The 20,352-nt window shown below is 73.0% G+C and carries 18 protein-coding genes; 7 read left to right on the forward strand and 11 right to left on the reverse strand.

Features of this window, described 5'->3' with window-relative positions:
• Positions 1-60 precede the first annotated feature (60 nt).
• The 3 genes from V6U81_RS23885 to V6U81_RS23895 form a co-directional block, all read right to left on the reverse strand.
• Positions 61-903 (reverse strand): hypothetical protein, encoded by an 843-nt coding sequence (locus V6U81_RS23885; protein ID WP_334492305.1) that lies wholly within the window; start codon positions 901-903, stop codon positions 61-63.
• Positions 904-976: 73 nt separating this feature from the next.
• On the reverse strand, positions 977-1,912 hold the full coding sequence (gene meaB / locus V6U81_RS23890; RefSeq protein ID WP_420884069.1) for a methylmalonyl Co-A mutase-associated GTPase MeaB: 936 nt from the start codon (positions 1,910-1,912) through the stop codon (positions 977-979).
• 114 nt (positions 1,913-2,026) lie between these two features.
• Positions 2,027-3,223, reverse strand: coding sequence for an acetyl-CoA C-acetyltransferase (locus tag V6U81_RS23895; RefSeq protein ID WP_334492308.1), 1,197 nt, complete (start codon positions 3,221-3,223; stop codon positions 2,027-2,029).
• A gap of 63 nt (positions 3,224-3,286) precedes the next feature.
• On the opposite strand from V6U81_RS23895, the gene mce reads away from it, so the two are divergent.
• The 5 genes from mce to V6U81_RS23920 all read left to right on the forward strand — a co-directional run bounded on the left by mce (position 3,287) and on the right by V6U81_RS23920 (position 10,584).
• On the forward strand, positions 3,287-3,760 hold the full coding sequence (mce, locus tag V6U81_RS23900) for a methylmalonyl-CoA epimerase (RefSeq protein ID WP_334492310.1): 474 nt from the start codon (positions 3,287-3,289) through the stop codon (positions 3,758-3,760).
• 293 nt (positions 3,761-4,053) lie between these two features.
• Positions 4,054-5,409 carry a crotonyl-CoA carboxylase/reductase gene (gene ccrA, locus V6U81_RS23905; protein ID WP_334492334.1) on the forward strand — a complete coding sequence of 452 codons (1,356 nt, stop codon included), beginning with the start codon at positions 4,054-4,056 and terminating at the stop codon, positions 5,407-5,409.
• A gap of 280 nt (positions 5,410-5,689) precedes the next feature.
• Positions 5,690-6,946, forward strand: a complete 1,257-nt coding sequence (locus V6U81_RS23910; RefSeq protein WP_334492311.1) for a coiled-coil domain-containing protein — start codon at positions 5,690-5,692, stop codon at positions 6,944-6,946.
• A gap of 178 nt (positions 6,947-7,124) precedes the next feature.
• Positions 7,125-9,281, forward strand: a complete 2,157-nt coding sequence (locus V6U81_RS23915) for a coiled-coil domain-containing protein (RefSeq protein ID WP_334492313.1) — start codon at positions 7,125-7,127, stop codon at positions 9,279-9,281.
• 241 nt (positions 9,282-9,522) lie between these two features.
• Positions 9,523-10,584: an AI-2E family transporter gene (locus V6U81_RS23920; protein ID WP_334492335.1), complete on the forward strand. Its 1,062-nt coding sequence runs from the start codon at positions 9,523-9,525 to the stop codon at positions 10,582-10,584.
• A gap of 6 nt (positions 10,585-10,590) precedes the next feature.
• Here V6U81_RS23920 and V6U81_RS23925 read toward each other — a convergent pair whose 3' ends face one another.
• The 7 genes from V6U81_RS23925 to V6U81_RS23955 form a co-directional block, all read right to left on the reverse strand.
• Positions 10,591-11,391: an alpha/beta hydrolase gene (locus V6U81_RS23925; protein ID WP_334492314.1), complete on the reverse strand. Its 801-nt coding sequence runs from the start codon at positions 11,389-11,391 to the stop codon at positions 10,591-10,593.
• A gap of 66 nt (positions 11,392-11,457) precedes the next feature.
• Entirely contained in the window at positions 11,458-11,784 is a 327-nt protein-coding gene (locus V6U81_RS23930) for a hypothetical protein (RefSeq protein WP_334492316.1), read from the reverse strand.
• Between the two features lie 16 nt (positions 11,785-11,800).
• The gene (locus tag V6U81_RS23935) at positions 11,801-12,949 is read right to left on the reverse strand and encodes a hypothetical protein (protein ID WP_334492318.1); all 1,149 of its coding nucleotides are present in this window, start codon (positions 12,947-12,949) and stop codon (positions 11,801-11,803) included.
• Complete coding sequence (locus V6U81_RS23940) at positions 12,946-13,440, reverse strand: SigE family RNA polymerase sigma factor (RefSeq protein WP_334492320.1); 495 nt, start codon at positions 13,438-13,440, stop codon at positions 12,946-12,948. Before V6U81_RS23940 ends, V6U81_RS23935 begins: the two co-directional genes overlap by 4 nt.
• 41 nt (positions 13,441-13,481) lie before the next feature.
• Complete coding sequence (locus V6U81_RS23945) at positions 13,482-15,272, reverse strand: 3-hydroxyacyl-CoA dehydrogenase family protein (protein ID WP_334492322.1); 1,791 nt, start codon at positions 15,270-15,272, stop codon at positions 13,482-13,484.
• Positions 15,273-15,382: 110 nt separating this feature from the next.
• Positions 15,383-16,450 (reverse strand): alpha/beta hydrolase, encoded by a 1,068-nt coding sequence (locus V6U81_RS23950; RefSeq protein WP_334492324.1) that lies wholly within the window; start codon positions 16,448-16,450, stop codon positions 15,383-15,385.
• 112 nt (positions 16,451-16,562) lie between these two features.
• Complete coding sequence (locus V6U81_RS23955; protein WP_334492326.1) at positions 16,563-17,039, reverse strand: FHA domain-containing protein; 477 nt, start codon at positions 17,037-17,039, stop codon at positions 16,563-16,565.
• Between the two features lie 227 nt (positions 17,040-17,266).
• Here V6U81_RS23955 and V6U81_RS23960 point away from each other — a divergent pair, with 227 nt between their 5' ends.
• Complete coding sequence (locus V6U81_RS23960; protein ID WP_334492327.1) at positions 17,267-18,766, forward strand: aldehyde dehydrogenase family protein; 1,500 nt, start codon at positions 17,267-17,269, stop codon at positions 18,764-18,766.
• Positions 18,767-18,797: 31 nt separating this feature from the next.
• On the opposite strand, the gene nucS is transcribed toward V6U81_RS23960, so the two are convergent.
• A complete protein-coding gene (gene nucS / locus V6U81_RS23965) occupies positions 18,798-19,457 on the reverse strand; it encodes an endonuclease NucS (RefSeq protein WP_334492329.1) in 660 nt (219 codons plus the stop codon).
• Between the two features lie 71 nt (positions 19,458-19,528).
• Between nucS and V6U81_RS23970 the strand changes: the two genes are divergently transcribed.
• Positions 19,529-20,146 carry a DUF4126 domain-containing protein gene (locus tag V6U81_RS23970; RefSeq protein ID WP_334492331.1) on the forward strand — a complete coding sequence of 206 codons (618 nt, stop codon included), beginning with the start codon at positions 19,529-19,531 and terminating at the stop codon, positions 20,144-20,146.
• Positions 20,147-20,352: the final 206 nt, after the last annotated feature.

Consider the following 20,352-nt stretch of genomic DNA (forward strand, 5'->3'; position numbering starts at 1 on the left):
CCCACGGTCGGCGTGGCGCGGTGCGAGCGTACTAGGCGGGCAGCGTCCGGAGTGGACGGGTCAGGCCCCGGTCCGCCCCGCCGCGATCCGCGCCGGACCGGCCGGAGTGGCCAGCTCATCACGCAACTCGGGATGTGCGTGGTAGAAGGTCAACGCGCGCAGCACCGTCTCCGCGTCGGCCGCCAGCCAGTAGGTGCGGATCACCAGGAAGGGCAGGAATCGCAGCTCACCGGTGTCGAACCGGCCGGTGTGCCGGCGCAGCACGCTCTCCGGCGCCGGGTACGCCTTCACCACGATCACCGGCGTGCCCCGCCGCCGCGCCGCCACCTCGAACACGGCGGACCACGGCACGGAGTAGAAGCCGGTCAGCATCCGGTGGGCGACCCCGACCGGCGAGAGCACCAGCTCACCGGGCGCGTGCCGGAGCATGGTGACCAGGAACCAGCCAATCAGCGCCGCCAGGCCACCGAGGACGACCGCCGCCACCCGGCCGAGCGTGCCGCCCGAGGTGCCCTGCACCACCGCCAGGCCGCCGAGGACCAGCACGCAGCCGGCCAGCATCGCGCTGAACCAGCAGTACGCGCTGGTCGAATAGCCGAAGCGGACCCCCGAGCCGCCGCCACCCGGCCACGGCGCCGACGTGGGGGCGGCACCGGAACCACGGGACCAGGCGACGACGAGGAACCCGAACGTCGAGCCGAAGAGCAGGGCCATGACGGCGCCGACGGCGACGACCTCCCAGTCGCGGGCCGGCAGCGCCGCCACCACCACGCCCAGCCCGCAGAGCGCCGCGACCACGAAGAAGACCATCCCCAGCACCGTGCGGACGGGCACCCCCCGGCCCGACCAGCCGGTGGGCGTGCGCGTCCCGCCCCGCTCCCCCGCGCTTCCGTCCGCGCCCATCGGAGCACCCCCGTCCGGAACACCGTGGGTGGCACAGTGCCCCGGGGCGCGCTCCGCCAATCCGGGGGTGGGGTCAGGAGCCGAGCTGGGCGAGCAGTTCGTCGGCGGCCGCGTACGGGTCCAGCGCTCCCTCGGCCACCTTCGCCGCGAGCGTGGTCAGCTCCGTACCGTCGCGCAGTGAGCCGATCCGCGCGCGGAGCGCGCCCAGCGCGATCGCCTCGATCTCGGCGGCGGCCCGCGCCTCCCGACGGCGGCGCAGCTCGTCGTGCTGTTCCAGCCAGCCCCGGTGCTTGTCGATCGCGGCGGCGATGTCGTCGATGCCCTCGGCGCGGGCGGCGATCGCCCGGATCACCTGCGGGCGCCACTCCCCCGGCCCGCGCTCACCCAGGGCGATCATGCCCTGGATGTCGCGGACGGTGGCGTCGGCGCCGTCCCGGTCGGCCTTGTTGACGACGAAGACGTCGGCGATCTCCAGGATGCCGGCCTTGACCGCCTGGATCGCGTCGCCCATGCCCGGCGCGAGCAGCACCAGGGTGGTGTCGGCCAGCGAGGCGACCTCGACCTCGGCCTGCCCGACGCCGACGGTCTCCACCAGCACCACGTCGCAGCCGGCGCCCTCCAGCACCCGGACCGCCTGCGGCGTCGCGGCGGAGAGCCCGCCGAGGTGACCGCGACTGGACATCGAGCGGATGTAGACGCCGGGGTCGGTGGCGTGGTCCTGCATCCGGACCCGGTCGCCGAGGATGGCCCCGCCGGTGAACGGGCTGGACGGGTCGATGGCCAGCACCCCGACCCGGTGCCCGCGCGCCCGCAGCGCCCGGACCAGCTCGTTGGTGGTGGTCGACTTGCCCACGCCCGGCGACCCGGTCAGGCCCACCACCTGGGCCTGACCGGCGTACGGCGCGAGGGCCGCCGCCACCTGCGGCAACACCTCGTCGCCGGACTCGACCAGGGTGATCAGCCGGGCCACCGCGCGGGGGTCACCCTCGCGGGCCCGGGCCACCAGCATGGGTACGTCCCGACTGCGGCGCACCGGACCGGTGGCCGCAGCCTGGACGTGGTCGACCGCTTCGCTCACTGCACCACTCTCGCTCAGGACCGGGGGATTCGCCGGACCGGCTCGTTACTCGGTCTCGCCACCCGACGGGACGTGGATGATCAGGGCGTCGCCCTGGCCCCCGCCGCCGCAGAGCGCGGCCGCGCCGGTGCCACCGCCACGCCGCTTGAGCTCAAGCGCGAGGGTGAGCACCAGCCGGGCGCCGGACATGCCGATCGGGTGGCCGAGCGCGATCGCGCCGCCGTTGACGTTGACCTTGTCGGTGCTGATCCCGAGGTCCCGCGCGGACTGGATGCCGACCTGGGCGAACGCCTCGTTGATCTCGATGAGGTCGAGGTCGCCGACGCTCAGGCCACCCTTCTTCAGGGCGTGGCTGATCGCGTTGGAGGGCTGCGAGTGCAGGGAGTTGTCGGGGCCGGCCACGTTGCCGTGCGCGCCGATCTCGGCCAGCCAGGTCAGCCCCAGCTCGGTGGCCTTGGCCTTGCTCATCACGACCACCGCGGCGGCGCCGTCGGAGATCGGCGAGGAGCTGCCCGCGGTGATGGTGCCGTCCTTGGCGAACGCGGGGCGCAGCTTGCCGAGCGACTCGGCGGTGGTGTCCGGGCGGATGCCCTCGTCCTCGCTGATCACCAGCGGGTCGCCCTTGCGCTGCGGGATGACCACCGGGGTGATCTCGTCGGCGAAGTGGCCGTTCTTCTGCGCGGCGGCCGCGCGCTGGTGGCTGGCGGCGGCGAAGGCGTCCTGCTCCTCGCGGCTGATCCCGTGCTTCGCACCGTGCCGCTCCGTGGACTCGCCCATCGAGCAGCAGTCCCAGGCGTCGCTGAGGCCGTCGTGGGCCATGTGGTCCTTGATCGTGACGTCGCCGTACTTGTAGCCGCTGCGCTGGCCGAGCAGCAGGTGCGGGGCGTTGGTCATCGACTCCATGCCGCCGGCCACCACGATGTCGAACTCGCCGGCCCGGATCAGCTGGTCGGCCAGGGCGATCGCGTCCAGGCCGGAGAGGCAGACCTTGTTGATGGTCAGCGCCGGCACGGACATCGGGATGCCGGCCTCGACGGCCGCCTGGCGGGCCGGGATCTGCCCGGCGCCGGCCTGGAGCACCTGGCCCATGATCACGTACTGGACCTGGTCCGGCGCGACGCCGGCCCGCTCCAGTGCTGCCTTGATCGCGACGCCGCCGAGCTTCGTCGCCGGAAGATCCTTGAGGTTGCCGAGCAGGCGCCCCATCGGGGTCCGCGCGCCGCTGACGATCACCGAAGCCATTGCCTGCCTCCGAGGGGGGTGCCGACCTGTACGCCTTAACGATTGTTCGGTCAGACTAGCGCCATGGCTGAGAACTCCCCCGCCGAGACCGCTGCCGACTATGTCACAGACATCGGCCTGCGCCGGATCGACCACGTCGGGGTCGCGGTGCCCGACCTGGACGCCGCGATCGACTTCTACCAGCGGACCTTCGGGATGCGCTGCGTGCACACCGAGACCAACACCGAGCAGGGCGTACGCGAGGCGATGCTGGCCGTCGGCCCGACCACCGAGGGCGGCTGCGTGCAGCTGCTCGCCCCGCTGAACCCCGAGTCGACCATCGCGAAGTTCCTGGACCGCAACGGCCCGGGCGTGCAGCAGGTGGCGTACACGGTGGCCGACATCGACGCCGCCTGTGCGGCGCTGCGCGAGCGGGGCGTCCGGCTGCTCTACGAGAAGCCGAAGCGCGGCACCGCCGACTCCCGGATCAACTTCGTGCACCCCAAGGACGCCGGTGGCGTCCTGGTCGAGCTGGTCGAGCCCGCCGCGGGGCACTGACCCCTCCGCCCGGCCCCGCCCAGAACGGCGCGGGGTCGGGCGGCGTCCCACCTGGCGGGAACGAGCGCGAGGGTGCGCGGTGCGTCGTTCCCATGGACAGCTCCACGCATCGGCCAATGCAGTTTTTCACAGAGGACTTCCGGCCCTAGCTACCGTTCAGTAACGTCCCGGCCCACAAGGAGCGCGACCGGTGCCGGATGTGTCGATTGCCGACATGGCGGTCGGTCGCACCGGTGCCGACGATGGCAGCACCCCTGCCCCTCGGCACGGGTGCGGACGAACGGGAGGTCACCGTGCAGGACATCCTCGAAGCGATCATGGCGGCGGAAGGCTCGGAACAGCCCGAGCGGCAGCTCGCCGGCCTCGCCGGGCTGCCGGTGCCGGAGACCTACCGGGGTGTGGTGGTCCGTGCGGAGGACACCCGGATGTTCGACGGGATGGCCACCCGCGACAAGGACCCGCGCAAGGCGTTGCACCTGCAGGAGGTGCCCACCCCGGAGCTCGGGCCAGGCGAGGCGCTGGTCGCCGTGATGGCCAGCGCGATCAACTACAACACCGTGTGGACCAGCATCTTCGAGCCGATGTCCACCTTCAAGTTCCTCCAGCGCTACGGCCGGCTCTCCGAGCTGACCCGCCGGCACGACCTGCCGTACCACGTGGTGGGTTCGGACGCGGCCGGCGTGGTGCTCCGGACCGGCCCCGGCGTGACGAAGTGGAAGGCCGGCGACGAGGTCGTCGCGCACTGCCTCTCGGTGGAGCTGGAGGACGCGGCCGGCCACGACGACACCATGCTCGACCCGCAGCAGCGGATCTGGGGCTTCGAGACGAACTTCGGCGGCCTCGCCGAACTGTGCGTGGTCAAGGCCAACCAGCTGATGCCGAAGCCGCGCCACCTGAGCTGGGAGGAGGCGGCCAGCCCCGGGCTGGTCAACTCCACCGCGTACCGGCAGCTCGTCTCGCACCACGGGGCCAACATGAAGCAGGGCGACGTGGTGCTGATCTGGGGCGCCTCCGGCGGCCTGGGCGGCTACGCCACCCAGATGGCCCTCAACGGCGGGGCGATCCCGGTCTGCGTGGTCTCCTCGCCGGAGAAGGCCGAGCTGTGCCGGAAGATGGGCGCGGAGCTGGTCATCGACCGGGCCGCCGAGGGGTTCCGGTTCTGGAAGGACGAGGAGACCCAGGATCAGGACGAGTGGCGCCGCTTCGGTGAGCGGATCCGCGAGCTGACCGGCGGCGAGGACCCGGACATCGTCTTCGAGCACCCCGGCCGGGAGACCTTCGGCGCGAGTGTCTACGTGGCCAAGCGCGGCGGCACCATCGTCACCTGCGCCTCCACCAGCGGCTTCCAGCACCAGTACGACAACCGCTACCTCTGGATGCACCTCAAGCGGATCGTCGGCAGCCACTTCGCCAACTACCGCGAGGCGTGGGAGGCCAACCGCCTCGTCGCCCTTGGCAAGATCCACCCGACCGTGTCGAAGACGTACGACCTGGCGCAGACCGGCCAGGCCGCGTACGAGGTGCACCGCAACGCGCACCAGGGCAAGGTCGGGGTGCGCTGCCTCGCCCCCACCGACGGGCTCGGCGTGCGCGACCGGGAGATGCGCTCCCGGCACGAGACCGCGATCAACCGGTTCCGCGGCCACTGAGCCGTCCGGGTGATGCCGGCTCATCCATTGCGGCGAGGCGGACATTGCCTTTTCGCACCGGTGGCCGGCCGCCATTCGAGTGACATCGGACAAAGGGCCGCGGGGATCCCCCGCGGCCCTTTTTCGCGCTCACTTTGCGTGACGCCCGACCCGCCCGGGAGCTGCCAAGATCGCCGATTGGTCCGGTCCTCGGGGCGCGGGAAGTTGACCATGTAAAGAGGACGCGAAAGCTCGGCACCGCTCTTGCGAACGCCCCCGGGGGGTCTGCAAGTATGTCCCAATGCCCCAGCAGCAGTCCTCACCTCTCGCGTTCTTCGATAACGCGAACTCGCAGCCAGATTTCACCGTGGGCCTGCGCGGATACAACACCCACCAGGTCGATGACTTCATCGGCCGGATGACCGCCGCGCTGACCCAGTCCGAACAGGCCCGGGCCGAGGCCGAGCAGCGGATGAACGACGCGCAGCGTCGGCTCCGCCAGGCCGAGCAGCGGCAGTCGGCGCTCGAGCAGAAGCTCACCGACACCAACAAGCAGCTCGAGGAGAACAGCCGGCCGACCCTCTCCGGTCTCGGCACCCGGGTCGAACAGATCCTCCGGTTGGCCGAGGAACAGGCCAACGACCACCGCAACGAGGCCAAGCGCGAGTCCGAGGGCATCCTCTCCGCGGCCCGCCTCGAGGCGCGCGAGATCACCGACAAGGCCCGCGCCGAGGCCGCCGCGATGAAGGCCACCGCCGAGCGCGAGGCCGGCAGCGCCCGCACCGCCGCCGAGCGGGAGGCCGCCGAGGTCCGGGTGCAGGCCCGCCGGGAGGCCGACACCCTGCGCGCCGACGCCGACCGGGAGACCAAGCAGCTGCGTACGGTCACCGCCCACGAGGTGGCCGAGCTCAAGTCCACGGTCGAGCGTGAGGTGGCCACCCTGCGCGCCACCGCCGAGCGGGAGATCACCCAGCAGCGGGCGAAGGCCGCGCGTGAGGCCGAGGAGAAGCGCGCCGAGGCGACCAAGCTGCTCACCGACGCCCGCGACAAGCGGGACAAGGACCTCCAGGCCCTGGAGCTCCAGCTCGCCGAGCGCCGGGAGAAGGCCGAGCGCGAGGAGTCCGAGCGGCACGCGGCCCAGGTCGCGCAGACCCAGAAGCTGGTCGGCGAGGCCGAGCAGCGCGCCCGGGCCGCCCAGGAGCGGGCCAAGGAGATCGAGCAGCGGGCCGAGGCCCGTCGGATCGAGTCGGAGCGCACCGCCAACGAGACCGTCGACAAGGCCAAGGCGCTCTCCGAGAAGACCCTCAACGAGGCCAAGGCCGAGGCGAACCGGCTGCTCACCGAGGCGCGCACCGAGGCGGAACTGACCACCCAGGCGGCCCGCCGCGAGGTCGAGGACCTGACCCGCCAGAAGGACGCCGTCACCTCCCAGCTCGGCCAGATGCTCTCCGGCCTGGCCGGGATCGTCCCGGGCGTGCCGGCCCAGCCGCCGGCGGCCAAGCCGGAGCCGGCCAAGGCCGACGCCGCGCCGCGCGCGACCGCGGAGACCGCCAGCTGACCCACCGTACCGACGGGGCATGAATCACGGCGCGGGGTGACACCGGGTAGCCGGTGTGACCCCGCGCTGTATTCGTTTCCCAGCCTGTGACACGCGGTCGGGTAGTACCAGTGAAGTAGGTCCCAACCAGGGCGTCCGTATCGCCCCAGGAGGGCCGGATGCGTGTGAGGATGGGGGCATGTCGCACGGCGAGGAACTGTTCGCTCTCGGCGGGGACGTGACCACGGAGCCCAGCTTCGAGTCCGCTCTGCGGGGGTACGAGAAACGACAGGTCGACCGGTACGTCGCTCGTGCGGAGCACGAGATCGGGACCCTCACGGCCGAGCGGGAGCAGGCCTACACGCAGATCCACAAGCTGGCCGGCCAGGTCGAGCACCTCCAGCGAGATCTCGCCCAGGTTCGCAAGCAGGTGGGCGTCGTGGACCGGGCCTCGTTCAAGCACCTCGGCCCCCGGGTGGAGCAGATCCTCGCCCTTGCCGAGGAGCAGGCCGACGCGATCCTCTCCGCCGCCAACGGCGAGATCGAGGCCCGCCGCGCCGCCGCCGAACACATCATCGACGAGGCCCGGGAGCAGGCCGCCAAGGCCCTCAAGGACTTCGAGATCGCCCTGGCCTCCCGGCGCGCCGAGGAGGAGCGGCACACCGCCGCCCGCAAGGCCGAGGCGGACGCGGCGGTCAAGAGCGCCAAGGACGACGCCGCCCGGCTGCGCGCCACCGCGGAGGAGGAGTCCAACCTGCTGCGGACCACCGCGCAGGAGGAGTCCACCCGGCTGCGGACCACCGCGCAGGAGGCGCTGGCCAAGGCCCAGCAGGAGGCCACCAAGCTGCGCGACACGGCCCGGGAGATCCACAACCGGGCCCAGCAGGAGGCCACCAAGCTGCGTGAGACGGCCAAGGAGTCGCTGGCCAAGGCCCAGCGGGACGCGACCCAGCTGCGCGAGGCGGCCAAGGAGGTGCACGCCAAGGCCCAGCAGGAGGCCAAGCGGCTCACCGAGTCGGCGGCCGAGGCCGGTCGCGCCACTCACGCGAAGGCGCTCCAGGAGGCCAAGCGGATCACCGACGACGCCGAGGAGGCGGCGAAGGGCACCCGCGGCCGGGCCCGGCAGGAGGCGCACCGGCTGACCACCGAGGCCGCCGAGGTGGCCAAGCGCAGCCGCACTGACACCGAGGCGTACGTGCAGCGGATGCGCAGCGAGACCGAGGCGTACGTGCAGCACGCCCGGGCCCAGACCCAGCAGGAGCTGGGCGCCTGGCGGGCCGGGGTGGAGCAGGAGGTCAACAGTCGACGGGAGGCCGCCGACCGGGAGCTGGCCCAGCGCCACGCCGCCGCCGAGCAGGAGTACGCCAAGCGCCGCGACGAGCTCGACAAGCAGCACAAGACGCGGCACGACCAGCTGGAGCGGGAGTGGACCGCGCGGCGCGACGAGATCGAGCAGGGCGCCGCCAAGATCCGCCGCTCCGCCGAGACCGACGCGTCGACCATGCGCCGCCGGGCGGAGGAGGAGGCCACCGCGCTGCTCCAGCGGGCCGAGACCGAGGCCGTCGAGAAGCGCCGCAAGGCCGACGAGCACGTCGCCGCCTCCCGCCGCCAGTTCGAGGAGTACGCGGCCACCACCCAGCAGCACCTGGCCACCACCCAGCAGCACCTCGCCGCGACGCAGCAGGAGGCCGCAGCCGGCCGCCAGCAGCTGGCCCAGGTGATGCTGGAGATCGCCCAGGCCCAGCAGGAGCTCGCCAACCTGCGGCAGGAGACCTGGCAGGCCCGCCAGGAGTTCGACGAGGTGCAGCGGCAGATCACCGAACTCCAGCTGCGCAGGATGACCGGCACGGCGGCCGTACCCGGGCTGGACGGAACCGGGCCGACGACGGACGGCGCGAAGCCGGCCGGGGTGAAGGCGACGGCCCAGACGGCCGACGGCGCGAAACCGGCCGGAGTGAAGACCACCGCACAGGCGGCCGACGGCGCGAAGCCGGCCGCGGTGAAGGCTGCGGTCCCGGCGCCCGACGGCACCAAGCCGGTGGACGCGCCGGCCGGCGACGCGACCTCGGCGGAAGCGCCGACCAACGGCGGTAAGCCGGCGGCCGAGCCGGTCTCCGCCAACGGCGGCAAGCTGAGGGCCAAACCGGTCGCCGAGCCGGTCACCACGGTGGACGGCGGCGCCGCCGGCGCCGGTGTGGACGGTGAGCCCACCGTGGCGGCGGTGCCCGGCAGCGGTGGCCGGGAGGCCACCCCGACGAAGATCACCAGCACCGGGGAGAACGGCAAGCGGCCGAGCAAGCCCACCACCGACGAGCGCAGCGCCAAGCCGAGCACGGTCAGCGTCGAGCCCGAGTGACCAGGGGGTGGCCGGGGGGCACCGGCCGCCACTACCCTGCCGACAGGGGTCCGCACGGACAGTGCCGTCGGCGCGGATCCCCGCGACGACCTCCGGTGACCCACGCCGGAGCGGGACCGGGGGAGGTCCGGTGGCACAGGACGGTCCGCCCCACGACGACGCGGCGACCGATCCCGACCGGGACGCGACGCCAGGCGAGGCGGCCGGCGGCGACCCGACGGACTTCGAGGCGCCCGGCCCGGTGACCACCCCGTCGGGCCGGTTCGGCCAGCCCGGCCGTCCGCTACGCCCGAGTCCTTTCCTGATCGGCTTCACCGGCGCGCTCGGGGTGCTGCTGGCGTACACGGTCTACCTCGGCATCCGCAACGCCGGCGGCATCCTCGTCCTGGTGGTCATCGCGCTCTTCCTGGCGGTGGGGCTCAACCCGGCGGTGGTCCGGCTGCGCCGCTGGGGCCTGCCGCACGGCCTCGCCGTCGCCCTGGTCGTGCTGACCGTGATGCTGCTGATCGCCGGCGGCCTGGTGGCCCTGGTGCCACCGGTGGTCACCCAGAGCGGGCAGTTCATCGAGCAGCTGCCCAGCTACGTCGAGGAGTTGCGCCGCAACCACACCGTCAACGACCTGGTGGAACGCTACGGCGTGATGCGCCGGGTGCAGGAGGCGGCGAACGCGGACACCGTCGGCCGGGCGCTCGGCGGGGTGCTCGGTGGCGCCCAACTGATCTTCGGCACCCTGTTCCGGGCGCTCACCGTGCTGGTGCTGACCATCTACTTCCTGGCCTACTTCGACAAGCTGCGCGCCCTCGGGTACGCCCTGGTGCCCCGCTCGCGGCGGCAGCGGGTCAGCCTGATCGGCGACGAGATCCTCGCCAAGGTGGGGGCGTACATGGTGGGCGCGCTGAGCATCGCCGTCCTGGCCGGGGTGACCACCTTCGTGTTCGCGCTGGTCGTCGGGCTGCCGTACCCGTTCGCGCTGGCCGTGGTGGTCGCGGTGACCGACCTGATCCCGCAGATCGGCGCCACCCTCGGCGCGGTGATCATCAGCCTGGTCGGCTTCGCCACCGGGCTGCCGGAGGGGATCGCCTGCGTGGTGTTCTTCCTGATCTACCAGCAGGTGGAGAACTACCTGATCTACCCGAAGGTGATGCGCCGGTCGGTGCAGGTCAACGAGGTGGCCGCCCTGCTCGCCGCGCTGCTCGGGGTGGCGCTGATCGGCGTGGTCGGCGCGCTGGTTGCCATCCCCACGGTGGCCGCCCTCCAGCTGATCCTGCGCGAGGTGGTGCTGCCCCGGCAGGACTCCCGCTGAACCGGGTCAGTCCCGCTGCGGGCCGGGCACCGGGGTGTCGGCGAAGGAGGCCACCGTCCGGTCGGCGTACGCGCTGACGTCGCCGGTCTCCACCGGGCCGTCCCAGGTCGTCGGCAGCGGCAGCGGCACCGCCGGGTTGACCCGCTTGACGATCTCGTCCAGCACCCGTTCGGCGTCACCCACCCAGAGGTGCTTGGCGCCGGGCACCCCGACCACCTCGGCCTGCGGCACCGCCGCGAAACGCTCCCGCGCCTCCGCCGGCCGCAGGTAGTCGTCGAACTCCGGCACCAGGGCGGTGAGCGGCCGGCCCGACTCCGCCCAGACGGCCAGGTCCTCCGGCTGGGAGTAGCGCAGCGGCGGGGAGAGCAGGATCGCCCCGGCCACCGCGGGGTCGCAGCCGTACCTGATGGTCAGGTCCGTGCCGAACGACCAGCCGACCAGCCAGATGTTCGGCAGCTCGTGGAACTCCGCGTACTCGATCGCGGCGGCGACGTCGAAGCGCTCCCCCACCGCGTTGTCGAACGCCCCCTCGCTGGTGCCCCGGACGCTGCTGGTGCCCCGGGTGTTGAACCGGAGCACCGCCAGGTCGGCCAGCGCCGGCAGCCGCCAGGCGGCCTTGCGGAAGACGTGGCTGTCCATCATCCCGCCGTGCGTCGGCAGCGGATGCAGGCAGACCAGGGTGCCCACCGGCTCGCGGCCCAGCGGTCGGGCCAGCTCACCGACCAGGCGCAGGCCGTCGGCGGTGTGCAGCTCGATGTCCTCCCGGTGGCCCGGCAGGATCGACGACGCGCGGATCGGAGTGCTCACGGGTCAAGTCTGGCCCGTCCTCGCCGCCGCCGCCCGCCCGGGCCGAAACCGGGTGATCCAGATCGCTCAGCCGTGCCGGGGGGCGCCCCGCCCGCGCAGCAGATTCGGGCCCCGCCGGTCCCGGGCCCGCCAGCAGCCGCTGTGCCAGTGCCGGCGGTCGGTCAGGTCGCCCGTGCCGTCCGCCGGCCAGGCCACCAGGTGCGCCACCCCCGGGCGGATCTCCTGGTCACAACCGGGGCAGCGGTACGTCTTGGTGGACGCACCGCCGCCGATCCCGCGTACCTGCCACTCGCCGTCGCGCCACTGCTGCACCGACTCCACGCCCTGCCGGACCCGGGCCGAGTCCAGGTGGGCGGTGTCCTCGCGGCGAGGACGATTGCGACGGGGGCTCACATCGTCAAGGTTACGGTCACTCCCAGCTGGTCGGCTCGCCAAGGTCGTCGGCCACCCGCAGCCCCCGGATCACCGTGAACACGTCGGCGTCGTACGGCCCCTTGTCCGTGCTGAGCTCCCGCCCCATGGACAGATGAGTGTGCGGGATGCCGAGCACGTCTTTGAAGTAGCCCGACTCGAACACCTTCCACGGGCCCACGGTCCGGTGGACCGGAATCCTCGGGTCGTTCTCGGTCTCGGCCGAGTAGTGCAGTCTGACCGGCAGGGACGCCCAGTTGGCCATCCGGACGGTCAGCACGGCGCTGGTCCGTTCCACCGGGCCGGCGGGCCCGGACCCCGGGGGCAGCCTCCGCGCCCGGTTCGCCTCGCTCGGCCAGGGCAGCTCCCGCACCGACACCTCGCACTCGCCGATCCAGGCCCCCTTCGGCAGGGTGGTGAGTCGCATCGGCGTGACGCAGCGGCGCGCCTCGTCGAAGCGCAGCGCCGCCGCCACCCGGCGCACCTCGGCATCGGTGTCACCGAGGGTGGCGACCCGGGCGTAGACGCCCGGGGCGGGCCGCCACCGCAGCACCCAGCCCCTCGTGACCTCGTCCAGCCGGCGCGGCAACCCGTTGTACCGGGAGGCGGCATCCCCGGGGCGCCGGTCGCGCTCCTCACCCTGACCCGACCTGTCGACCTCGTCCGGCCCGATGTCGTACGGGAAGTTGGTGCCGAATTCGACCTTCTGGGGATCGGCGCCGACCGCGACCAGCGCCAACACTCCCCCGCCGAGGTCCAGGTTCATGGTCTCGACCCGGTCCGCAGAGCGCCAGGCCACCGGCTGCCCCACCGCCGGGTCCACCCCGAAGTGCAGCACCGCCCGATCGGAGCCGACCAGGCCGGGGCGGGCCGCCGCCCCCGGCACCCCCGGCGCCCGGGGCGGAACGACGACGGTCGGGCTGGGCGTCACGGCCGGCGTCGGGGAGGGCGCCGGCGTGGGCGTACGCAGGGCCATGCCGGCCCCCAGCGCGACCGCGACGCCCAGTGCGGCCCCGACCACCGCGCGGCGCCGTCGCCGACGGGCCCGTCCCCCGTTCACCGCGGCCGTCACCAGCCGGCCGGTGTCCACGGGCCCGTCAGCGTGCTCCCGGAGGGTCCGCGCGATCCGCTCGTCGAGGTCGGTCACGACCGGCTCCCGTTCGTCGTCGGGGCGCCGTGGCGCTCCCGGAGCTGGCTGAGCGCCCGCATCGCGTGGGTGCGGACGGTGACCGCGGAGCAGCCGAGAATCTGGGCGATGGTCGCGTCGTCGAGGTCCTCGTAGTAGCGCAGCACCAGCACCGCCCGCTGCCGGTCGGGCAGGCCGAGGATCAACCGCCACATCTCGTCCCGGTCGGCGGTCTCGCCGCCCAGGTCGAACCGGCCGGCGCGCTCGGCGAACTCCGCCGTGGCCAGCTCCCGGCTGGACCGCCGCCGCCACCAGGAGGTGTTGGCGTTGACCAGCATCCGGCGCACGTAGACGTCCGGTCGGTCGGCCCGGGAGATCCTGCGCCAGTGCACGTACGCGCGCGCCAGCACGTCCTGGGTGAGGTCCTCGGCCCGGTGCTCGTCACCGGTCAGCAGCCGGGCCAGCCGGACGAGCGCCGGCCCGCGACTGCTGACGTACTCCTCGAAGGTCACACCAGTCAGACGCCGTCACCGGCGCCCGCTGTTGACACCGCTCAGCGGCGGGTGTGGTCGCGGAAGCCCCGGCCGCTCTTGCGACCCAGGTAGCCGGCGGTGACCAGGTGCTCCAGCAGCGGCGCGGGGGCGAAGCCCGGCTCACGCAGCTCCAGGTAGAGCTCCCGCTGGATGGCCAGCGAGACGTCCAGCCCGACCACGTCGAGCAGCTCGAACGGGCCCATCGGGTAGCCGCAGCCGAGCTTCATCGCGTAGTCGATGTCGTCGGCGGTGGAGTAGCTGGCCTCCAGCATCTTCACCGCGTCGTTCAGGTACGGGAAGAGCAGCGCGTTGACGATGAAGCCGGACCGGTCGCCGCAGACCACGCCGGTCTTGCCCAGCGCCGCGCAGACCGCGCGGGCGACGGCGGTGGTCTCCGCCGAGGTGCGGATGGTCTGCACCACCTCGACCAGCGGCATGATCGGCGCCGGGTTGAAGAAGTGCAGCCCGACCACGTCCGCCGGCCGCTGGGTGGCCATCGCCACGTCGATCACCGGCAGCGAGGAGGTGGTGGTGGCGAGCACGACGCCCGGCTTGCAGATCTCGTCGAGGCTGGCGAAGAGGGCCTTCTTGACGCTCAGCTCCTCGACCACGGCCTCGACCACCAGGTCGACGTCGGCCAGGTGCTCCAGCGTCGCCGACCAGTTGATCCGGCCGAGCGCGGCGTCCCGGTCGGCGTCGCTGAGCTTGCCGCGCACCACGCCCTTGTTGAGCGAGGTCTTGACGGCCTCGAAGACCTTGGCGGACTTCTCCGCGCCGCGGGTCACCGAGACGACCTCGTAGCCGGCCTTGGCGAAGACCTCGATGATGCCGGTGGCCATGGTGCCGGAGCCGACCACGCCGACCTTCGCGATGCCGCGCGCGCCGTCGGCGAGCGCCGACCCCGCCGCCACCGGCGTGTGCTCGTCGGGTACGACCACCGGGGAGCCCGGCCGCTCGTAGGTGTAGAAGCCCCGGCCGGACTTGCGGCCGAGCAGACCCGCGGTGACCATCTGCTTGATCAGCGGCACCGGGGCGTGCCGGCGGTCCCGCCCGCCGCGCCGGTACATGGTGTCGAGGATCTCGTACGCGGTGTCCAGGCCGATCAGGTCCATCAGCGCGAGCGGACCCATCGGCAGGCCGCAGCCGAGCTTCATGGCGGCGTCGATGTCCTCGCGGGTGGCGTACCGCCCCTCGAACATGCTCACCGCGTGGTTGAGGTAGCCGAAGAGCAGCGCGTTGGCGATGAAGCCGGCCCGGTCGCTGATGGTGACGTCGACCTTGCCGAGGCGGGCGCAGAGCGCCTCCACGTCGGCCACCACGTCGGCGGAGGTGACCACGGTGCGGACCACCTCGACCAGCTTCATCACCGGCGCCGGGTTGAAGAAGTGGATGCCGATGACCTGGTTGGGCCGGCCGGTGGCGACCGAGATCTCGGTGACGCTCAGCGAGGAGGTGTTGGTGGCCAGGATCGCCTCGGGCTTGCAGACCCGGTCCAGCTCGGCGAAGATCCGCTGCTTCAGGTCGAGGTGCTCGGGCACGGCCTCGATCACCAGGTCCACCGAGTGCAGCGCGTCCAGCCCCACCTTGAAGTCGACCCGGGAGTGCAGGGCATCCCGGTCGGCCTCGGCAAGCTTGCCCTTCGCCACCGCCCGGTCGGTCGAGCCCTTGAGGGTGGCCCGGCCCCGCTCCACGGCGGCCTCGGAGATCTCCACCGCGACGACGTCGATGCCGTTGCGGGCGAAGACCTCCACGATGCCGGCACCCATGGTGCCCAGACCCACCACACCCACACTGGTGAACTCGCGCGCCACGACCGGCCTCCCCTTGGTTTGACTCCGCCGTTGCCGACATGAACGGCCGCTAAGGTTATGCGCCGGAGTCTGCCACGTGACGCTGCGTTGTCGAGACGCCGTGGGATATTTCACGCAGGGGCTGTCGATCCCGTCAGCAGCGCCAGCAGCTCCGCCACGAACTCGGCCGGCCGCTCCAGGTGCGGGCTGTGTCCACAGCCGGGGAGCACCACCTCGCGGTACGACCCGCCGGCCGCCGCGTACCGCTCCAGCACCGCTCGGGTCTGCCCGATCATCGGCTGCGGCGGGCAGTCCTCCTCCCCCGGCCAGCCCGGCACCAGGCCCAGCGACCCCAGGTACGCCAGGTCGAACAGCGAGGTGTCCGAGACGATCACGTCGGCGTCGCCGCGTACCCAGGTGACCGGCGGCTTGACCGCGACGGCGACCAGCTCGTCGGCGATTTGGAAGTGGACCGGGGCGAGGGCGTTGAGCACGCCCCGCTCCCCCGCCGCGATGCCGGGCCAGTGCGCCGAGGTGGCCACCGTGCCCGGGTAGTTGCCGTCTCCGGTGGCGGTCGAGAGCAAGCTGTCGAGCAGCAGCTCCTCGTCGTCGCCGAGGCTGGCGGGATCGGCCACGTAGGTGGCCCGCAGGACGCTGCGCGGGCTGGTCCGGGCCTCCTCGCCCCGGTCGCCGGCCGCGAGTCGGGCCACGAAGTCGGCGTTGGCGGTGCCGGCCCCGGTGCCGGCGAAGTCCGGCGTGGTGGGTGTGCCGTCGAGGTCCCGGGTGCCACCGAAGCCGTACGGCGAGACCGGCGCCTCCAGGAGCAGGCCGGCCACCCGGGTGGGGTGGTCCACCAGCAGTCGCATCGCCACCCCGCCACCGAGGGAGTGGCCGGCCACCAGCGGGCGGGCGTCGGCGGCGAAGAGTTCCGGCAGGTCCAGCAGGGCGGCCACGTCGTCGGCGAAGTCGGTCAGCCCTCGGGTGGCGTCCACCGGGGCGGTCTCGGTGTCGCCGTAGCCCCGCAGGTCCGGCGCGACCACCCGCAGCGTGGCCGGCAGCCGGCGAATCAGCGGCTCCCAGAACGCCGAGGAGGAACCGTTGCCGTGCACCAGCAGCACCGGCACGCCGTCGGGCGGCCCGGCCACCCGGACCCGCTGGGTGATGCCGTTCGCCGTCACGGTCCGCTGCTCGGTCTCCATCCGCGGCATCGTGCCACGGTCGGGCGGGCCGGTCCATGGGTCGGCGCCCCACGATCGCCCCGGCCACGATGTCGCCGCCCCGGCCGGCGTCGGGTCAGGAGGCGGTGTCGGGTCAGGAGGCGGTGTCGGTGACCGCCCGCGACGACACCGGGGTGCCGGCCGGCCAGGCGTCGGTCGGCCCGGTCGAGGGCGCGAGCGGCAGCGGCAGGGTGGGCCGGTGGTCGCGTCGGACGCCGCCGCCGGCGAACCGCAGCCCGACCGGGTCGGTGGTGGCCAGCCCGGGGTCGGAGTACCGCAGCTCCGTGCGGCCGAGCCGGATGACGTCCCCGTCGCAGAGCGGCTCCGGGCCGCTGATCCGCCGGTCGTTGAGCCAGGTCCCGTTGGTCGACGCCAGGTCGACCAGGACCGCGCCGGCATCGGTCAGTCGCACCTCGGCGTGCCGCCGGCTCAGGTGCGGATCGGGCACCGCGATGTCGGCCGTCGGCGCCCGGCCGATCACCAGCGGCTGGGGGCCCAGCCGAAAGCTCGCCCCCCGCATCGGCCCGCCCGCCACCCTGACCAGTGGTACCAGTTCCGGATGTTCCACCATGGACAGTCAGCTCCCCACCCACCGTCGCCCCGGCGCAAGCCTGCCAGACTCGCTGTAACCAGCTCACCACCCGGGAGGCCATCTCCGCGACCCCGGGCGTACATCTCCGGTCCACCGAACCGAGCCCTACACCGGCCGCCCGGTCCGCCCGGGACGCCGGACGGGTGCGGAGTGGACGGTCGCCGTCGCCCCTACCGGCCGGTAATCACCGGGTCTAGACTTCCGCCATGACGGCTGTGCATGTCCCGGGCACCCCGGTCATCGAGGACGGCCGGTTGGTCTCGACCAGCCCGGCGACGGGCGCCGAGGCGGGCCGACTCCCGGTCGCCACCCCCGCCGACGTCACCCGCACGGTCGAGCGCGCCCGCCAGGCCGGCGCGTGGTGGGCCGGCCTGGGCTTCACCGGCCGCCGGGAACGGCTGCTGCGCTGGCGCGGCGTGCTGGCCCGGCGAATCGAGGAGCTCGCCCAGCTGGTCCACGTCGAGGGCGGCAAGCCGGTCGCCGACGCCATCGTCGAGATCCTCACCGCGATCGAGCACGTCGACTGGGCCGCCCGCAACGCCCGCCGGGTCCTCGGCCCACGCCGGGTGCGGTCCCGGCTGATCCTCGCCGAGTTCGCCGGCCACCTCGAATACCAGCCGTACGGGGTGATCGGCGTGATCGGCCCCTGGAACTACCCCGTCTTCACCCCGATCGGCTCGACCGCGTACGCGCTGGCGGCCGGCAACGCGGTGGTGCTCAAGCCCAGCGAGTACACCCCGGCGGTCGGCCAGTGGCTGGTCGACAGCTTCGCCGAGGTGGTGCCGGAGCAGCCGGTGCTCACCGCCGTGCACGGGCTCGGCGACGTCGGGGCGGCGCTGTGCCGGTCCGGGGTGGATAAGGTCGCCTTCACCGGCTCCACCGCCACGGCCAGGAAGGTGATGGCCGCCTGCGCCGAGTCGCTGACCCCGGTGCTGCTGGAGGCAGGCGGCAAGGACGCGATGATCGTCGACGCGGACGCCGACCTGGACGGGGCCGCCGAGGCCTGCGTGTGGGGCGCGCTGACCAACGCCGGCCAGACCTGCATCGGCATCGAGCGGGTCTATGCGGTCGACCCGGTCTTCGACGCCTTCGTCGACAAGGTGGTGGCCCGCGCCGGGCGGTTGACCGTCGGCGCCGAGGGGTCGGACATCGGGCCGATCACCATGCCCGCTCAGCTCGACGTGATCCGCCGGCACATCGACGACGCGGTGGCCGCGGGCGGCCGGGCCGTCCTCGGCGGGGCGGAGGCCGTACGGCCGCCGTACGTGCACCCGACCGTGCTGGTGGACGTGCCGGAGTCCTCCGCCGCCGTCCGGGAGGAGACCTTCGGCCCGACGCTGACCATCAACCGGGTACGCGACGCCGACGAGGCCGTCCGCCGGGCCAACGCCCTGTCGTACGGCCTGGGGGGTTCGGTCTTCGGCCGGAAGCACGCGGTGGCGATCGCCCGGCAGCTGCGCTCGGGCATGGCCTCCGTCAACTCGGCGCTGACCTTCGCCGGGATGTCCACGCTGCCGTTCGGCGGGGTGGGCGACTCCGGCTTCGGCCGCATCCACGGCGAGGACGGGCTGCGCGAGTTCGGCCGGGCCAAGGCGATCACCCGACGACGGGCCCGGTCACTGCTGCCCTCGATGACCTTCGAGCGGACGCCCGCCGACGTCGCCCGCCTGGTCAAGGCCGCCAAGCTGATGTACGGCCGACGCTGACGGGTGATCCCGGACGGCGGCGGCCCCGCGGTCAGAACAGGGTCAGCTCGTCGCGCTCGATGCCGCGCAGCTTGTCGTAGTCGACCACGACGCAGCGGATGCCCCGGTCGGTGGCGAGCACCCGGGCCTGCGGCTTGATCTCCTGGGCGGCGAAGACGCCGGTCACCGGGGCGAGCAGCGGGTCCCGGTTCATCAGTTCGAGGTAGCGGGTGAGCTGCTCCACTCCGTCGATCTCGCCGCGCCGCTTGACCTCGACGGCGACCGCGCCGGAGTTCGCATCCCGGCAGAGTAGGTCGACCGGGCCGATCGCCGTCATGTACTCGCGCCGGACCAGGGTGAACCCCTCGCCGAGGGTCTGCGGGTTGGCGGCGAGCAGCTCCTGCAGGTGCGCCTCGACGCCGTCCTTGCGCAGCCCCGGGTCGACGCCCAGCTCGTAGGAGGTGTCCTGGAAGATCTCCTCCAGGGTGATCCGCAGCTCCTCGCCGGCCTTGTTGACCACCCGCCAGACGCCGGGGGCCTCCTCGAGCCGGCAGGGCGGGCTCATCCAGTTGAGTGGCTTGTACGCCCGGTCGTCGGCGTGGATCGACACCGACCCGTCCGCCTTCACCATGAGGAGTCGGATGGCTGGCGGCAGGTGAGCCGAGAGCCGTCCGACGTAGTCCACCGAGCACTTCGCGATCACCAGACGCACCCGACGAGGGTAGCCGAGGACCGAACCGTCGCCACCGAGCGGCACTGGCGTGCCGGTGCGATGCTGAGATCGTGTTCGAAGTCCTCACCGGCACCGGGCTCGCCGCCTCGGCGGGTCTCAACGCCTACATCCCCCTGCTCACCATGGGCCTGCTGGCCCGCTACACCGACCTGATCGACCTGCCCGGCGGCTGGCAGTGGCTGGGCAACGGCTGGGTGCTGGCGATCCTGGCGGCGCTGCTCGCCGTGGAGGTCGTCGCCGACAAGGTGCCGGTGGTCGACCACGTCAACGACCTGGTGCAGACGGTCGTACGGCCGACCGCCGGCGGCCTCGCGTTCGGCGCGGGGTCCAGCTCCGAGACGGTCACGGTCAGCGACCCGGGCAGCTTCTTCTCGTCACACCAGTGGGTGCCGGTGGTGACCGGCGTGGTCATCGCGTTCGCCGTACACCTGCTCAAGTCCGCCGCCCGGCCGGTCGTCAACGCCACCACCGCCGGCTTCGGCGCTCCGGTGGCCAGCACCGCCGAGGACGCCACCAGCGTGGTGATGTCCCTGGCCGCGATCATCCTGCCGGTGCTGGTGCTGGCGTTCCTGCTCGGCCTGGTGGCCTTCCTCTTCTGGTTCCTGCGCCGACGCTCCGACCGCCGCCGGGAACGCCAGGCCGCCCGGGCCGCGGGCTTCCGCGTCTGACCCATCAGGTACGCCTCCAGCCAGCCCGCGCGGTACCCTCGGGTGAGATCCTGAACGGTCGCCATTGGATATGCCGCTGGCCGGCACCCCGTGAGGGGTGCCGGCCAGCGTTTGCTTGCTTGCGGGTCAGCTGTTCCAGTGCTTGGCGACGAGGTCGGCGGCCTGCTGCTCCCACTGGGCGTAGGCGTCCGGGTACGCGGAGACCT

The organism is Micromonospora lacuserhaii (assembly GCF_036902735.1).
Lineage (GTDB): Bacteria > Actinomycetota > Actinomycetes > Mycobacteriales > Micromonosporaceae > Micromonospora.

Excerpts from the sequence above, each read along its gene's own strand:
- V6U81_RS23885 (WP_334492305.1), bottom strand. The coding sequence starts at position 903 with ATGGGCGCGGACGGAAGCGCGGGGGAGCGGGGCGGGACGCGCACGCCC.
- meaB (WP_420884069.1), bottom strand. The coding sequence starts at position 1,912 with ATGCTGGTGGCCCGGGCCCGCGAGGGTGACCCCCGCGCGGTGGCCCGG.
- V6U81_RS23895 (WP_334492308.1), bottom strand. The coding sequence starts at position 3,223 with ATGGCTTCGGTGATCGTCAGCGGCGCGCGGACCCCGATGGGGCGCCTG.
- mce (WP_334492310.1), top strand. The coding sequence starts at position 3,287 with ATGGCTGAGAACTCCCCCGCCGAGACCGCTGCCGACTATGTCACAGAC.
- V6U81_RS23910 (WP_334492311.1), top strand. The coding sequence starts at position 5,690 with ATGCCCCAGCAGCAGTCCTCACCTCTCGCGTTCTTCGATAACGCGAAC.
- V6U81_RS23915 (WP_334492313.1), top strand. The coding sequence starts at position 7,125 with ATGTCGCACGGCGAGGAACTGTTCGCTCTCGGCGGGGACGTGACCACG.
- V6U81_RS23950 (WP_334492324.1), bottom strand. The coding sequence starts at position 16,450 with ATGGAGACCGAGCAGCGGACCGTGACGGCGAACGGCATCACCCAGCGG.
- V6U81_RS23955 (WP_334492326.1), bottom strand. The coding sequence starts at position 17,039 with ATGGTGGAACATCCGGAACTGGTACCACTGGTCAGGGTGGCGGGCGGG.
- V6U81_RS23960 (WP_334492327.1), top strand. The coding sequence starts at position 17,267 with ATGACGGCTGTGCATGTCCCGGGCACCCCGGTCATCGAGGACGGCCGG.